General features: G+C 44.2%; 9 protein-coding genes. 3 read left to right on the plus strand and 6 right to left on the minus strand.

Annotated elements, in window-relative coordinates:
• Positions 1–6: 6 nt before the first annotated feature.
• A complete protein-coding gene (locus tag NT175_12545; protein ID MCX6235523.1) occupies positions 7–927 on the plus strand; it encodes an Omp28 family outer membrane lipoprotein in 921 nt (306 codons plus the stop codon).
• Here the strand turns inward: NT175_12545 and NT175_12550 are convergent.
• The 6 genes from NT175_12550 to rbfA all read right to left on the minus strand — a co-directional run bounded on the left by NT175_12550 (position 854) and on the right by rbfA (position 13,711).
• On the minus strand, positions 854–4,969 hold the full coding sequence (locus tag NT175_12550; protein MCX6235524.1) for a C25 family cysteine peptidase: 4,116 nt from the start codon (positions 4,967–4,969) through the stop codon (positions 854–856). The two genes, NT175_12545 and NT175_12550, sit on opposite strands and share 74 nt — an antisense overlap.
• 63 nt (positions 4,970–5,032) lie before the next feature.
• The gene (locus NT175_12555; protein MCX6235525.1) at positions 5,033–8,959 is read right to left on the minus strand and encodes a C25 family cysteine peptidase; all 3,927 of its coding nucleotides are present in this window, start codon (positions 8,957–8,959) and stop codon (positions 5,033–5,035) included.
• A gap of 122 nt (positions 8,960–9,081) precedes the next feature.
• Positions 9,082–10,314 carry an ABC transporter permease gene (locus tag NT175_12560; protein MCX6235526.1) on the minus strand — a complete coding sequence of 411 codons (1,233 nt, stop codon included), beginning with the start codon at positions 10,312–10,314 and terminating at the stop codon, positions 9,082–9,084.
• Between the two features lie 55 nt (positions 10,315–10,369).
• Positions 10,370–12,484 (minus strand): tetratricopeptide repeat protein, encoded by a 2,115-nt coding sequence (locus NT175_12565; GenBank protein ID MCX6235527.1) that lies wholly within the window; start codon positions 12,482–12,484, stop codon positions 10,370–10,372.
• Positions 12,485–12,523: 39 nt separating this feature from the next.
• On the minus strand, positions 12,524–13,330 hold the full coding sequence (locus tag NT175_12570) for a class I SAM-dependent methyltransferase (protein MCX6235528.1): 807 nt from the start codon (positions 13,328–13,330) through the stop codon (positions 12,524–12,526).
• Positions 13,331–13,372: 42 nt separating this feature from the next.
• Positions 13,373–13,711, minus strand: coding sequence for a 30S ribosome-binding factor RbfA (rbfA, locus tag NT175_12575; protein MCX6235529.1), 339 nt, complete (start codon positions 13,709–13,711; stop codon positions 13,373–13,375).
• 115 nt (positions 13,712–13,826) lie between these two features.
• On the opposite strand from rbfA, the gene NT175_12580 reads away from it, so the two are divergent.
• Both NT175_12580 and NT175_12585 read left to right on the plus strand, forming a co-directional pair.
• Positions 13,827–15,668: an ABC transporter ATP-binding protein gene (locus NT175_12580; GenBank protein MCX6235530.1), complete on the plus strand. Its 1,842-nt coding sequence runs from the start codon at positions 13,827–13,829 to the stop codon at positions 15,666–15,668.
• A 64-nt stretch (positions 15,669–15,732) separates the two neighbouring features.
• Positions 15,733–16,932 carry a M20 family metallopeptidase gene (locus NT175_12585; protein MCX6235531.1) on the plus strand — a complete coding sequence of 400 codons (1,200 nt, stop codon included), beginning with the start codon at positions 15,733–15,735 and terminating at the stop codon, positions 16,930–16,932.
• Positions 16,933–16,967: the final 35 nt, after the last annotated feature.

Consider the following 16,967-nt stretch of genomic DNA (forward strand, 5'->3'; position numbering starts at 1 on the left):
TCAGATATGAAAACCTTATTAAAATTTCTCTCATTTTCCGTATTCGTCCTGTTCGTGTCTTCCTGTGATATCATTGATGAACCTTTTACCAGGGAAACAGTAATAGATACTTCAAGTACACAGGCTGTTCGAAAAGTATTGCTGGAAGATTATACCGGACATACCTGTATAAATTGTCCCACCGCTGCTGTTACAGCGAAAGATTTGAAAGATTATTATGGGAATAAAGTTGTAGTCATGGCTGTCCACGCAGGTTTTTTTGCTATGCCGCAATCAGGTAATTATTCAGCCGATTTTCGCACCCCAGCAGGGAATGAGCTGGATAATTTCTTCGGCATCAGCGGTGTGGGCAATCCCAATGGCATGGTTAACCGTATGGAATACAATCAGAACCGTATCATAGCGCCTGAAAAATGGGGAGCAGCAATCGAGGATATTATCGATTTACCCCCTGATGCATATATAGAGTTAGGTTTGATATACGATCAGATCTCGCGGAAGTTGAGTGGCGACTGTCATGTCAAGTTTATAAATCAGCTTGATGGTACATTCAGGTTTTGTCTTTGTCTGATTGAGAATAATATTGTCGCACCTCAGAAGAACAATAATCAATCGATTGGTCCCACACCTGACTGGCTCGATTATGTGCATCAGCATGTTCTCAGGGGTGCTATCAATGGCACATGGGGTGAAGAAATCAATCCGGGTGGCCCTGTTGAGACAGGATTAAAATATCATCTGAGTTTCACAAATTTCGAAATCCTGCCTGATTGGAAGTACGAGGATTGTTCTGTGGTGGCGTTTGTTTTTAATGCCGATACAAAAGAAGTGATTCAGGCTGAGGAGATGGACGTTATTTCATCAGCACCATTTTCCTTGTGCTCAGATAATCCCCGGCTTTCATCTGGTAGAAGTAGATACCTTTAGATACCTGGCGGTTAAAGTCGTCAGTACAATCCCATGCGGCTTCATGCAGGCCGGCCTTCATGGTTTCATCAACAAGTGTTTTCACCTTTTCACCGGTCAGCTTATAGATATCTATCAACACTTCGCTGTTACTCTTCAGGGAGTATCTTATGGTTGTTTCATCGGTGAAAGGATTCGGGTAGTTGGTGCCAAGTTTTGTCACAGTAGATGTGTTATCATCACCGGGAATACCGGTAGCAGTGTACTCAATGGTCACTGTTTCTGTTGGGAGGCTCTCACTGTCATTTTCATACATGGCCGTTACATAGTAATGATAAAAACCTGCTGCCGGCAGTACGTCATTATAACCATTTTCAGTGGTTGTGGTCAGCAATTCAAATTGATCATCATTCTTACTTCTGTATACACAGAAATACTTGAATACCCTGTCATTGTCCATATTCCATGTCAGTGTCACTATGTTCTGGGCGAGTGAAGCTTCGAGGTTATAGGGTGCACTGAGGATGGCAAGGGAAAAGTTGTGTATGATGGTAGAGTCGCTGTAAATGGTAATGGTTTCACAATTCGTTTCAAATCCTTCTGCTGTAACGCACAAAGGCCATTCGCCGGCCGGGAAGGTTCCGGTGAAAGAACCGTCGTCACTGGTGACAGCGATGTAGCTGCCCACTTTGATTTCGGCTCCAACAACAGGATTTCCGTTGCCGGCATCGGTAACAACACCTGTAACATTGCCGGTTGGTAGTTGTCCGATGCCGAAGAAGTCAATGATTTCCCGCATCAATTCATCTTTGGTGGATGGTGATGTGCCATCTGTCAATCCGGCAAATTCAAATGAAGTGCCTATAGTCTTATAAGTCCCGGCATCATAAGCGACAGCGGCAGTATACTCGGGGCTGGAATTTTTGAATACCGCATAAGCCGGGGCTATGGGTTCGATTTGGTCCATATAGGAATTCTCACCAGCATAGGAAAATGACATGCCTTCAGCGAAGGTCCCTGTCTCCCCGCTCAGTATGTTCATGTTGCCTGAGCCGTCATTTACTCCCTGGATATTGAACATAGCATGAACCGCTGTTTGCTCGTTAAAGGCCCAGGTGTCACCTCCTTCCATATAAAGATTTCCGCCATCGTTCAGGTATGCTGCAAGAGCCTGTCCATCAGCCTGGCTCAGGGAATAATTGTCATAATATATGCCGAGGCAGACAAAAATGGAAGAATAGAGGCTCATGTTGACAGGAAGATTGGTAAGGTATTCCGCTGCTATTCCGATATCCTGCAGTGCAGTCTGGAGCACCGGGCCAGAGCTGTGATTATTATCAAGATCGACGATCAGCACAGGTATCTGGCCAATGATTATATCAAATGATGAGCTGGTTGTTACACCTGGAGTGGCTGTCATGGTAAAGTCGAATGAAGCTGAGTGACCCGGAGGTGTAAGTATATCGGCTGTTACTGTATAGATTTGCACGGCAGAGCCTCCGGCAGGAATGCTTCCATAGGGCATAAAATTTCCCAGGATGGTGACATTTGGATCGCCGGATACCAGAATACCCTGAACATCAGCAGCATCAGAGGAACCTGCATTGGTTATGGTTATTGAGATTTCAGCCGTCTCACCCGGATCAAGCTTCCCATTATTATTGCCTGTCAGATCGTTGATCGATAAGCTGGCAAATTCAATAGATGGTGCATGTGCAATAATGTTAAAGTTACTGGTCCAGGTGTCTCTTCCGGTGCTGGTGGCTTCCATGGAGAATGTGATCACATGCAGGTCAGTAATATCGGGAGTCACTTGGATGGAAAAGGCATCGGTGATCATCACTGATCCACCTGAGGGTACAGTGCCGAAGTCGGCATTATTATCTGTAATAGTCACATAGGGATCGGCAGAAGCAATGGTGATGCTGACATTTGACGCATTTTCTGTTCCGATATTTTTTACACTGAAATTAAGGTTTGCGGCTTCACCGTTATCAAGTTGTCCGTTGCCATTACCGGCCGCGTCATTTATTTCGTAAGCGTCAAATACAACATACGGTCCGTTGGCAGGAATGACTTCAACATCAGCCGTATAAGGCAGGTAGTTATAGGCTGTGACAACCACCGATAGGGTATCGAGTTCTGTAAGAGGATCGAATTCAATGATGGCCGAGCCGCTCTGGATAGTGGCTGTGCCGAGGATGGTGTTGCCGGTTGTCAGGGCCACAAGTGCACCATCCGTACTACAGTTTATGCTGAATTGCGAAGATCCGAGTAATAGAACGGCATCATGTGTGACAGTGAGGGTTTGCGGGAAGGCTGTCCTCACCACCAGCGACGGGTCACCAAAAGTTGACCATGCGTTGGTTTCAATTGCTCCGTCTCCACCATAGGAATCGTTCATGCTCATGCAACCATTCATCGAAATCCCGGCGAATGTTCTTTTAATATTATCCTGGTAGCTCTCCACAAGGATGGCTACCATTTCATCCTGGCCTTCCATAGGTGGAGACCACGACTGGCTGATGGTGGACATAAATGTTGCAATCGCTCCGGTAGGATTGCCTGAAATATCAGTAGCCCTGAGCCACGCTTCAGCGAAACATGTCACTCCTCCAAAAGTGCCGTTATTACATGCCACTGACCAGATAAATGGCCACATGCCTGTATTGGTAAGTTCATCGACATCGGAGTTGGAGAATCCGGATGTTCCCCATAATGTTATGTTTCCATGACCTGTGTAATTGATTATGCTGGCGCCGGCATTCACCTTGTCAGCTACCATTGGCGGTGAGGGATTTCCCGGCAGGTCTTCACCACCCTGGTCACCGTCGTAAAGTTCAGCACACTGGGTATAAGTATAGTCCAATAGTTGTGTCCGGAGATTACGGGAATGCTCCCAGTCATATTCATTGTCATCACCTGTACCCTGGTCCGAGGCAATGCCTATGCCAGTTGAAAACCAATCGGTTGATGTGGGCGGATTCTGTTCGTACATGAGGGTACGCTCTACCTGAGTGGTGACATGATCGACATTTTCAGCCGAAAACCGGCCGACGAAAAGTTCCGGATAGGAGTCACTTCCTGTAAGGAATCCATAGCTGTTGTCCGATTCATTCACACCTCCATAGGGATGTGAAGGAACCTGCTCTGCATCGCCGACAAGCAATAAAAATGTCAATCCATTTGAATTATAATAATTTTCAACAAAGGTTTTTATTGCGCTGGCATCACCGATCGTTGCCACATCCACGATCTCAGTCGGCATACCGGTTTTAATCTTCCAGTCGACAAAGGGCTGCATGGCAGCAATAAAATCACCATAAGAAATGATCAGCATATTACCATGATCATCCAGAGGGGTATATCTGATATCACTGCTATTCAGAAAATGACGGTCATAGATCCTTTGAAATTCGCTGTTGATCTCGGTTATTTCATTTACACGGTGAAATGGGTTTGAACCATCATTTCCCACTTTCTTAACTTCTACTGTGATCTCTTTATAGACCCTGAGAATATGAGTGACAGGATTATACTGGAAAGGATAAACGATGATAGCCTGTCCGCGGTAATCCCTTAAAATATAGGGTGATCCTAATTCAGCGAGTGTCTGTGGAAAGAATCCGTCATGATCATATACTTTTCCATATTGATAAGGGATGGATGCCGGATTAATATCGCGGGAGAGATTACCTTTTGAAGGTGCAACCAGGATATCGGGAAAGTCGGTAAAGGATGAGGCGATCACTTTCACATCCATCCGGGCCAGGTCAGGGATAATCACAGAACCTGTGAGCCTGGGCAGATCTGGAGAACCACCAACCAGCATGGGTGTGCCATTGTCAACGGTAATGACCACAGCCTCACCACGCGGCGTCTGCACCACCTGCTGATAAAAACCATCTAGCGTAAACCGGACAACCGACCTGTCGACAGTGGATGAAAGGAGCTGCACTTTGGCAGGAGTCGGATTAGTGGAAATGATGCTGGTCCAGTTGGTGCCCAATGTTAAATGAATAATACCAAGGAACAGGAAAGATATGATTATAGGTTTTTTCATCCTATTAAAATTAAAAAATTTAAAATGCCTGTCAAAAATAGAGAAAAATAATGTTTAATTCAATTATTGTGTAAGAATTAATTTCCTGGTGACGATTTGACTGCCTGTTTCAAAACGGCAATAATAGATACCCGGCACAAGCCCTGAAGCGTTTAGTGTGCATGAATAGTTGCCCGCGGGCTGGTTCCGGGTGTTGATAAGAACAGAAATTTCTTTTCCAACAGTATTGAATAAAACAAGTTTCACATCCGAAATTTTATCCAGTGAATAGCTGATATTCACGCGATCGTTAAATGGATTCGGGAAAACCGTCAGCTTGCTGTCACTTTCAAGTTCTTCAACAGCAATATAAATGTAATATATGGTATTTGATGGTGCGGATTCACAGCCATTTTCGTTGGAATAGGTGGCATAATATTCACCGGTAGCCAGAGGTGTGTATGTCTGTTCGGTGGCTCCTGCAATAGGTTGTCCCCAGATATACCACTGGTTGCCGATTGCTGAGCTGGAAACCAGTTGTTCTGCTTCCTGGGTGATAGCCGGTGGTTCAGGCAGTTCAAGGACAGGAAGGGTGACTTCAGCATACAGAGTATCTTGTCCATCGGTGACCTGCACAGTGTAAATGGTTGTTTCTGCCGGGTTTGCAAAAGGATTATATGCAGTGGGATCATTCAACGTTTCGGCGGGTGACCATAAGTAGGCATACATGCCCGTTCCGCCGGAAGGTAAAGCTAACAGTTGCGCGCCATCGCCAATACATACCTGCTGAGGATAGGCGACAGCTGTAAGCGAAAGAGGTTCGCCGGCCCCGCCAACCGACGGCAGCACAACATAATCAATCCAGCCACAATCACCGCCATACGATTCACTGTAATCTTTATCGTATTGCCATTTGAATGTGTGCGTTCCCGAGGTCACCGCATAGGCAAAACGTTCCCAGTCTTTTTCGCCTGACCACTGCCCGGCCTGGACGTCATCAATATAAAAGCTCAGGTAATCGTACCCATCTTCCGAAGATACTTTCCTGAAGAAAGAAATGGTGTCATCAGCCGGTACATCGAAGGTAATTTCAAGCCAGGATGCCTGTTCATCGCCTATATCGCCTGACACTGCAGAAAATGTACCTGACCAGACATTATTGTCAGTCACCGTCCACTCGGCATCGCCACCCATTTGCCAGTCAAAAGCAGTAAAGTCACCCGTTTCAAAATCCTCAAGCACCAAGCCGATCTTTTGGCTGAAGGATTTTTCTGCTGAATAGGCGGATGATTCAGCGTATGATGTAAAATCAGCAACAGTTCCGACAGGAGTTGCAGGGTTGACGGTAACTATGAATACCGTATTTACCGATTGACCGTAAGGGATAATACCAGGTTCTGCTGAACTGGCATTCAGAATAAGATATTCACTTGTGGAGGCTAACATGGCCATGGCATTGGGAGCATCACTGCTACCTGTGTTGAAGACAGGAATGATGATCTCTGCCATCTCACCAGGGTCAAGTCTTCCATTGCTGTTGCCGACAATGTTATCGGCGATGGTCATCTGGCCGATGAATAATACAGGGGCGCATAGTGAAACGGGGAAGTTCGACGACCATACATCACTGCCATCATTGATGGATAGATTGAAAATGACCTTATGCTGGTCAGGGATAGAGTCATTCACGACAAAAGTAAAGGCATTTGTCTCGGTGACTGTAGTGCCGCTCAGAATATCAGCCAGGGTAGTATTATTATCAGTAATCTCAACGTATTGATCGGATGTAGTCAGTAGTGCTGTCAGATTTGTAGCATCGGAGTTGCCGACATTTTCAAGTGTAACATTCAATGAAATGGTTTCACTAAAATCTGCCATGCCATTGTTATTCCCGCTTTGGTCGTTGATGATGCATGTTTTAAACAACACATAGGGTCCATCGGGTGAGGCCACGGTAACTGTGCCGATAAACGGTTGGCGGTTCTGGTTAGTGACCACCACGTCAGCGGTTCCCGGTACAGATATTGGTGTCAGGCTGACTTCTGCTATTCCTGACTCATTAGCCACAGCAGCTCCGTATAGCACCCCTTCTTTTGAAATGGCCACCAGTGCATAGGGATTAGCTGTCACAGTAAAAGATGTCGATCCTAATGGCATAAGCTGGTCATAGGTGACTGTCATTTGGCTGGGTACACCCATATAGGGCGATACTGAGGGATCACCCATAAGGCAGTAAATCTCCCAGTAATACTGAGCGCTGCCGGGAGCCCCTTCGGTCACGGCAAGGTTTCCTGCAAAGATCATCTGGTCCTGTGTGGTATACCAGTCAGCCCATGGTTCGCCGTGGTCATGGAACATCCGGTCATAAGCGCCGAGGGTTGTCTCCTCATAGGATGGAGGATCTTCCGTTATAGGTCCGACGCCGACACCCCAGTAATAATCTTCATCCCAAAACGTACTGTTGGAGCCGCCGATATATCCAATGGCGCCTTTATTTTCTGCCCGCAACAGGGCTTCTCCGAAACATTCCGGAGTCTGGAATTCACTTGTGGAGCAGCAATTTCCAACCAGCAAGCCATATTTATCCTGGTTTTGCAAGGTTCCAATATCGGACACACTGAATGACGGATCGGCCCATCCGTCGGGGCTTCCATGTGCCGTATAGTTGGCGTAACCTACACCATCACTCACATTCTGAATAATATCAGCAGCATGACTGCCTGAAGCAGGATACAAATAAGTATATGAAAAGATGCCGTGTGCCTCGTTGAAATAGTTTTCCGTACCATAGTTGATCTGGCCATTAGCCCAAACCTGCGCGTAATTGCCGTCCATTCCGCCTATCATGACCACATTGCCGAGATAGGAGAGATCGGGCATGGTGCACTGCTCAAACTGCAAAGTTTTATCTATCTGCGGTTGCAATTGGGCAGGTGTCTGAGCCGAAAATCGTCCATAGAAAACTTCAGGAAAATAGTCGCCGGTATACTCACAATAAGTTAAGTCGGACGCGCCGCTTAAACTCCATGCCGGCACCAGCTCGACATCCCCCACAAACAGAATAAACGACGGAGCAGGATCCTCGGGCGTCCCCGATTCGTATAGTGACTGTAAATAGGCTTTAATTGAATTCAGGGTATTGCCAACAAGCGGATCATTTGTATAAGCTTCAATGACATTGAAGCCTTTCCTGATCTTCCATGAAATGAACGGCTGAAGTTGGTCGTAAAACATCGGATCGGAAACGATCACAAATTTTACAGGGTATTTTGTGATCGTATCCCGTGTTTCGACTGGCTTATAATTGAGAAACATCCGGTTGAGGCTGCTGAAGTATGGGGAAGCATTTTTCTGTTTCTCCTGAATAGTCAAAGGGATATTTGCATCCCTGAAAATAATTTCAACATCTATTTCCTTGTAAACCCTGAGGATTTGTGTAACCGGGTTGTATCGGACAGGTGCAATGTTCAGCCTTCCGATGCGCAGTCCTCGCATGATACCCAGATCATCAACAGAAGCCATCGCTTCACCATAAAATACGTCGGTATTGTAAACAGTTGTATTATATTCAAAAGGTGGCAGCGGGTGATTATTTTTTGGCACAGGAGGTTGCGTAGGCAGTATGGCGTTAAGAATGCCTAGCTCCGACAAGGTATAGTCCTTATAATCTGAACTAATGATGCGTACTTCGGGAACAGCGCCAGCCGGGATTTCTATCAGTTTTCTTAAAACAGGAAGCTTTGGAGAACCGATAGCCAGTGTATTTGAATACGCTCCGGCGAAAAGCTCGGTAAAATCACCCTGGTCAGTTTTAATAACGAAATAATCCAAGGAGTTTAGACTATTTGAAACATACAACCTGTTGTAAGTATTCTCTTTGACTGTAAGATCATTCTTTCCGCCATTCAGCGAAATATTTTCTGAATGAACAATATTTAAAGAAAAAAGGACAATAGTCGTGATCACAAAAACTTTGATCGAACGGCAGGTTGGTTGCGTAAAGGTCTTCATATGTTAGTTTTGATGATTGATGTGTTCTTATGTTTCAGGCTCGCAAAATTATAAAATTTCATTCATTTATCGTCTATCCGCAAGATAATTAATGATGTTATGACGTAAAAAGAAAAAACAATCTAAGATAATTTTTGTTGCAGGTATTTTTTTGAGATTTGCCGGACCGGGTACCATGCTGATCCCATTCCGATGATCATAACGGTCAGGAATACAAGCAGGAAGTCCTTTACCTGCATTCTGACAGGGTAGGCATCAATGATAAAGGAGCCGCTGCCTGCCTCCAGTTTAATGATACCGAACCGCTGTTGTATCCAGCATATCATCGCGCCAAGCAGAAGCCCCAGCAAAGCACCCGATAGCGAAATCATCAGCCCCTCTGCCAGGAAGATCCTTTTTATCAGGGTATTGCTGGCTCCCATGCTCCATATTACACCAATGTCTTTTCTTTTATCGAGGATGAGCATGGATAATGAACCTACGACATTGAAAGTGGCGATCAGCAGAATGAATCCCAATATAAAGTAAATAGCCAGCTTTTCCGATTTCATCATTTTATACAGAAGCTCCTGCTGCTGATACCTGTTCTTGACGCTAAAGTCATCGCCGCAAAGCTGTTTCACCTGTTCCTGGATGTTTTCTTTGTCAGTCCATGAAGCCAGCCCTATTTCAATGGCCGTGACTTCGCTGGTATATTCAAGCAGGGTGCGGGCAAAGCCAACAGGCACAAGCACATATTTTGAGTCAAAATCCTGCTGTATGGAGAAAATCCCTGAAGGCGTGATAACACCTGAATTAAAAGCCTGGTCAATGGATGAAAGCGTCTTCTTGGTCCTTTTCGGGACATACACATAAATGGAATTATCAAAAGCACTCAGGTTGACCCCGAGATAATAGGATACGCCATAGCCAAGAACCATGAAAGGGCGCGCACCCTTTTGCAGCACCAGTTCCCCTTCGACCAGCATACTGTCCAAACCACTATATTTTTCATAGTCTTCTGATACGCCTTTGATGGTGGCAATGTATTGTTTTGAACCATATTTCAGCAGGGCATTTTCTTCAACTACTTCAGTATAACGGATCACACCGGGGATATTTCTGATCGTTTCAGCCGGCAGGCGTGATGGATCAAAGACTTTTCCCTCTTTCACAGTGATGAGCAGATCCGGATCAAAGGAATTGAACAGTTTCGTAACGATATTCTCGAATCCGTTGAAGACCGACAGGATGATGATCAGTGCCATGGTACCTACTGTGATACCGGCCACTGAAATCCCGGATATGATATTAATTATATTATAGGATTTCCTTGAGATAAGATACCTTCTGGCTATGAATAATGGCAGTTTCAAGGATCGCAGGGTTAGTTGAAATACATAAGGTTATTATAACGATTATTCAGGTTACTTATTTGCAGTAATTATTCAGAAATCCCAATGCTTGTGTATAGCCAAGGCGGTAAGCATCATTCCAGTCTCTGCAGGCAGCTGCCAGGTCATTAAGATGAAATTTGGCTACACCCCTATTAAAATAGGCTAAGCTGTAACTTGGATACATATTGATGGTCCGGGTAAAATCCTGCACCGCACCCTGATAATCCTCCATGCTCAGTTTGGTATATCCCAGGCCGTGTAAAGCTTGGACATTGTTGGGACTGATCCTGAACGAGAGGGTAAAATCTGCAATTGCACCCTGATAATCCTTCATTAATATTCTTGTGTTCCCGCGGTTAATATAGGCCATGACATAATAGGGATTATACTTCAGACAAGTCGTGAAGTCCTGAATGGCTTTCTGATACTCTTCAAGTTTCTGCCATGCCATGCCACGTCCGTTATAAGCGGAGACATATTCATTATCCAGGCGGAGGGCTTCATTAAAATCCTTTAGTGCTTCCTGGGTCTGTCCAAGTGTCAGTTTTGTAATACCCCTGTTACTTAATGCCAATGAGAACGTCGGTTCCATCCTGATTGCCAGATCATAATCGCGGAGTGCCCCTGCATAATCACCTGTGTGATGTTTGGCTAATCCCCGTGCATTCAGCATAATAGCCTGGTTGGGATTCAATTCATGAGATTTGTTGAAATACTGAATCGCCTTTTCCGGTTTTCCAAGATCAAGATAACTGTTGCCCAGGGAGGTATAACCGAAGTAAAGTTTTGGAAATCTTGTCACCAGGTCTTCAAAAAGGGTTATACTATCATGCCATACTTTGACGCGCAGATAAGTAGAAACGCCAAAAAACAACAGATAAACAGCAAATATTGAAAGAAGAAAGTACTTAATTTTTGGCCAGCGCGATGCTAATTCCAGAACAATAATTCCTATCAACAAATAAATTCCTATCGATGGGAAATAAGTATAGCGATCAGAAACATAACTCTCATTAATATAAATATTTAAGACTGGAAGGATGGTGATAAAATAGAATGCGATAGCTGCAGTTAGTGCACGAATCCGGTTATAAAAAAAGATCCCTGCTGCGATCATCAGAAGAATAGGTAACACGAAAACGAGATCTACCAGCTTATAACGATCAGGATAATACAATTTCGGCAAAGGATAAACCACTGATAATTTATAAGGAACAACTGATCTTGTCACCCACTCAGTGAGACGGGAAGAGTGGAAAGAAGCCTTGTAAGCCATATAAGTGGGCTTATTTGGGAAGGATTTTATCGAAATTCTATTGTGTAGTGCTTCCCTTCCAGGAGTAAGTGCATGATATGCATGAGGCGGAGACCAAAAAAATCCGTAGAATCCCAAACCAATCAGTAGAACTATAAAAAAAGGTACCTTTTCACTGATAAGATTAAAGTTTATCTTTCTCTTGAATAAAAAGTCAATAAGAAAAAGGATAACCGGCAGGGTAATGATCATTGATTTGCACATTAACCCAAAAAGAAATAAGATGCTTCCGACAAGGATATTGTAATACTTTCTTCCGGTTAAATAATTAACATAGCAGTATAAGCTTGATAAATAGAAGAATCCAAACATCACATCTTTACGTTCGACTGCCCAGGCTACAGATTCAACTTTTAGCGGACTGATGCCGAACAGTGCTGCGACGAGAAGTGCAATCCATGGAGTGAATTCATTCTGAGGATATGTTTTTCGAAATAACTTTAGAAGAATTAAAAACAGAAAGATCGTGTTTGCTATATGGAATAAGAGATTTGTCGTGTGAAATACCACTGGATTTAAACCAAAGATCTTTTTCTCAATGGCCCAGGATAAATAGACCAGGGGTTTATACCACGGTGTGAAATTGTGTTCTGTAAAAATATTAACCAGACTTTTTGAATTTAATTCTTTTATGAGTAAGTTATTATATATGAATTTCTTATCATCATAATCCACAAATCCGTTTTTAAAAACAGATGAAAATGAAGCCAGGACGATGATGACTAATGAGATCGACATCCAGAGCACCAGACGTTTCCTTTTCGTATCACCTTCATGGCTTTCCGGCAACGTATTATTCTGAGTCCTTTCTGATTTGGAAATGATCTTTACCATAGCAACTTTTCAATATTTCGGGCTGTTATATTAATTGTTTCATCTCCATGCTTTTACGAGCAATCCTGTTCCTGTCCTTTGCCTGAAATTCAAATCAATACAGTTCAATAGGAGTGCAAAAGGCATAACGGCCAGATAGTAAAAAGGCAGAAGGATGAAAAAAAGTTTGGATATGCCAAGCAGGACAATCGGGTATTTCATCGATAATCTCCATGAAATCTGACCGGGGATGCCATACGTATAACTGGCTTCAATTTGGCTGAATCCGGAGCTTTTCAGTTTCTCCCTGATCTCTTCCATGTTGTATCCTTCTCTTACATGTTCTTCGATAAAGGATTCCTGACCGTGCTCATGCACATCCGATCCGCCTTTGTCGGATGGTGTTGAAATCAACAACAGACCACCCTTTTTAAGCGATTCTGAAAAGTTATTAAGGACAATAAGGTCTTCTCCGATATGTTCCATCACATCAACACACAGGATCAGGTCGTAAGCGGCTGTTTTTTTATACGTAATCAGATCAGCATAAATAAAATGGGCGTTGTTCAGGCCTGCCCTGCTGAAAAACTGGTTACAGTCATTGATTTGTTCCTGTTTAAGGTCTATACCGGTTATGGACATATTCCTCCATTTATTTGCCATGTAGAAGCTGTATTGTCCGAAGCCGGATCCTGCATCAAGCACCTGCCCTTCACCCTGTTGTGCGGCAGACCAGGATATCAGCTCACGCCTCACATGCCATGACCGCAAAAGCAACAGGTCGAGGAGTTTATAGAAAATTTTCCGGAGCCATATGGTTTTATTGAACACTATCCCCAGACGCCGTTTAATTGGATCATATTCCATAAACGCTTAATTTAAGATCCATGTATTCATCATATGACAGGATCATTTCTTAAGTAATTCTTCGATTTTTTCGATATAATCCAGAGAGTCATCCAGGAAGAATTCCAATTCAGGCATGATACGGACCTGGTTTTTAATACGTACAGCCAGTCTTTTCCTGATCTCCCTGGATTGCAGGCATATTTTACCCAGCAGCTCATTTTTATCCTTTATGGCAAATAAACTGACGTATATTCTGGCAATGGAGAGGTCTTTTGTAACATGAACCCTGGTAACGGTTATCATCGCCCCTTCAAAGAGGTTGCGGCCCTCATAAAGGAAAATCTCAGCCACTTCCTTCTGAATCAGTCGCGATATCTTATTTTGTCTTTTTGTTTCCATGATACAAAGGTAAGATTTTGCGAACTTACCGAAAAATCTTGTATTATTTAATCGAATTGGCATATATGGACAATTTACGATCATAATTGTCTGTTTTCATTTTATATTTGCATGGATGAAAAAGCTGATCAAAATACTGCATTATGCTCTCTCATATTCAGGCTATGCCAGCCTGAACATACTTTTCAACATTCTATCGATACTCTTCTCCCTGGTTTCTTTCGCCCTTTTCATTCCAATCCTTCAGATGCTGTTTAAAACTACTGAAATACCCGGAACAAAGCCGCCGTTCACATTGTCCAGTTTTGAGTCGGTAAAACAGAATTTTTATTATGAGATCGGACGGATGATCCATGAACGGGGAGAGATGACAGTCCTGATGTATATTGCCATTTCCATTGTGGTTCTGTTTTTTCTCAAGAACCTGTTCCGGTACCTCGGCATGTTTTTTCTTGCGCCCCTGCGCAATGGCGTTGTCAAGGATATCAGGAATGAAATGTATTTAAAGATACTCATCCTGCCCTTATCCTATTACACCGAGCAAAAAAAAGGTGACCTCATCTCGCGTATGACATCAGATGTGCAGGAGGTTGAGTGGTCGATCATGAGCTCTCTGGAAATGATTTTCCGTGAGCCTCTCACCATCCTCTTTTTTGTCATCACCCTTTTTCTCATCAGCCCATCCCTCACAGTTTTTGTTCTTGTCCTGTTGCCCATCAGTGGTTACCTGATCGGGCAGGTGGGTAAAAGCTTAAAAAGGACCTCCATGAAGGGACAGAGAAAGATGGGAGAGTTATTATCTATTATTGAAGAGACTATTTCCGGTTTGCGGATTATCAAAGCTTTTAATGCCATCCCATCGGCTGAGCAAAATTTCAATGACCATAACCGGTCCTACTTCCGGTTAATGACACGTCTGTACCGGAAACGTGACCTGGCATCGCCGCTGAGTGAGTTTCTTGGTGCACTGGTAATGGTCGTTGTTCTCTGGTTCGGGGGCCGGCTTGTTCTGGGTCCGCAAAATCCTCTGGATGCGGCAACATTTATCGTTTACCTGGGCATTTTCTCCCAGCTCATACCTCCTGCAAAAGCTATCACCACGGCAGTGTACAACATTCAAAGGGGCGCCGCCTCTGTCGAACGCATCGAAGAAGTCCTGAAAGCCGAGGAGGTCATCGTCGAAAAACCTGATGCCAGACGGGTTAGCGAGTTCAAACAGGAAATAGAATTCCGTGATGTCTGTTTTTCATATGCCCCAGCTGATAATAAAGCAGAACAGGAGGTGCTGAAGGACATCTGCCTGCGCATTCCCAAGGGCAGGACCATCGCCCTTGTCGGACCTTCCGGTGCCGGGAAGACCTCAATGATCAACCTGTTACCACGATTCTATGATGTGACAAAAGGGGAGATACTCATTGACGGTATACCTCTTAAAGACCTGGTCATTTCGGATGTGAGAGGATTGATGGGCCTCGTCACGCAAGAATCTATTTTGTTTAATGACACAGTCTTTAACAATATCGCCCTTGGAAACAGGAAGGCAACAATGGAAGAGGTGGAGGCTGCAGCCAGAATTGCCAATGCCCATGAGTTCATCATGAAGATGGACAATGGATATTTTACCAATATTGGCGACAGGGGTACCAAACTGTCGGGAGGACAGAAACAAAGGTTAAGTATTGCCAGGGCGGTGCTGAAAAATCCGCCGATCATGCTGCTGGATGAAGCCACCTCATCCCTCGATACAGAATCGGAGCGTCTCGTCCAGGATGCATTGATCAATCTCATGAAGAACAGAACATCCGTTGTCATCGCCCATCGCCTGTCGACCATCCAGTTTGCCGATGAAATCATCGTCCTGGATAACGGTGAAATCGTTGAAAGAGGCTCGCACCAGGAACTTATTGAACATAATGGCCTCTATAAAAAACTCCATGCCCTTCAATCCTTTAAATAAACCTTTCTTTCTCTTGTAATTCAACAAACTTCTTATCTTTGAACATGTGACAAATTAATTTTCGATGAATCATCTGAAGGAACGTATAAAAGCCCTCTCCATTGAGTATCAGCAGGAGATCGTTGAGATCAGGCGACATTTTCATGCCAATCCTGAACTCTCTATGCAGGAATATAGGACCTCTGCAAGCATTGCATCATACCTGGAAAGTTATGATATTCCCTTTAAAAAAGGTATGGCCAGAACCGGTATCGTCGGTATTATTGAAGGCCAGGATCCTGCATCAAAGGTCATCGCCCTGCGTGCTGATATGGATGCTTTGCCGCTGGACGAAAAAAGCGATGTACCATACTCCTCAAAAATCAGTAATGTCATGCATGCCTGCGGGCACGATGTGCATATGGCCTGCCAGCTTGGTGCAGCAAAGATCCTTAAAGCCCTTTCAAATGAATACAGCGGCACAGTGAAACTGATATTTCAGCCTTCAGAAGAACAATATCCCGGTGGGGCGATCATGATGATCAATGAGGGTGTCCTCGAAAATCCCCATGTTGACAAGATATTCGGTTTACATGTTTACCCCGATCTTGATGCCGGTAAGGTTGGAATGAAGGCAGGAAAATATATGGCCTCAAGCGATGAATTATATTTTACCGTCCGTGGCAGAGGCGGGCATGGCGCCACACCCCATCTGAATATTGACCCGATAGTCATCTCAGCCAATATCATCCAGGCGCTGCAGACTATTACCAGCAGGTCTTCCTCACCTCTTAATCCCACGGTTCTGACAATAGGACGTGTAATGGCCAACGGCAAAACCAATATCACACCCGATGAGGTGATCATGGAAGGGACATTACGCACCTATGATGATGCCTGGAGAAAAGAAGCTATTGATAAAATCATTACTATTGCCCAGTCGGTCGCTAATGCCTATGGAGGTTCATGTGAAATATTTGTCGATAAAGGTTATCCTTTTCTTTATAATGATCCCGGAACAACGGCTGCTGTCAGGAATTATGCTGAGGAGTTACTCGGAAAAGATCAGGTTGTTGAACTGGATATGCGGATGACAGCCGAAGATTTTGCCTATTATGCCCATGCCCGTCCGGCTTGTTTTTACAGGCTGGGCATAAGAAATGAGGCGAAAGGCATCACTGCTAATCTGCACAATGCACAGTTTGATGTTGATGAAAGCTGTTTGGCTGTCGGTATGGGTTTGATGGCATGGATTGCCGTTAATGAATTATTTCAGGATAAGTAACAGAACAGAGAGGTGACAAGCGGATCATATTTATG

The sequence above is a fragment of the Bacteroidota bacterium genome (assembly GCA_026391695.1).
Taxonomy (GTDB): Bacteria; Bacteroidota; Bacteroidia; order Bacteroidales; family JAGONC01; genus JAPLDP01.

What these genes read in the sequence shown, in the direction of transcription:
- NT175_12545 (MCX6235523.1), top strand. Translation starts at nt 7, where the DNA reads ATGAAAACCTTATTAAAATTTCTCTCATTTTCCGTATTCGTCCTGTTC.
- NT175_12550 (MCX6235524.1), bottom strand. Translation starts at nt 4,969, where the DNA reads ATGAAAAAACCTATAATCATATCTTTCCTGTTCCTTGGTATTATTCAT.
- NT175_12555 (MCX6235525.1), bottom strand. Translation starts at nt 8,959, where the DNA reads ATGAAGACCTTTACGCAACCAACCTGCCGTTCGATCAAAGTTTTTGTG.
- NT175_12565 (MCX6235527.1), bottom strand. Translation starts at nt 12,484, where the DNA reads ATGGTAAAGATCATTTCCAAATCAGAAAGGACTCAGAATAATACGTTG.
- NT175_12570 (MCX6235528.1), bottom strand. Translation starts at nt 13,330, where the DNA reads ATGGAATATGATCCAATTAAACGGCGTCTGGGGATAGTGTTCAATAAA.
- rbfA (MCX6235529.1), bottom strand. Translation starts at nt 13,711, where the DNA reads ATGGAAACAAAAAGACAAAATAAGATATCGCGACTGATTCAGAAGGAA.
- NT175_12580 (MCX6235530.1), top strand. Translation starts at nt 13,827, where the DNA reads ATGAAAAAGCTGATCAAAATACTGCATTATGCTCTCTCATATTCAGGC.
- NT175_12585 (MCX6235531.1), top strand. Translation starts at nt 15,733, where the DNA reads ATGAATCATCTGAAGGAACGTATAAAAGCCCTCTCCATTGAGTATCAG.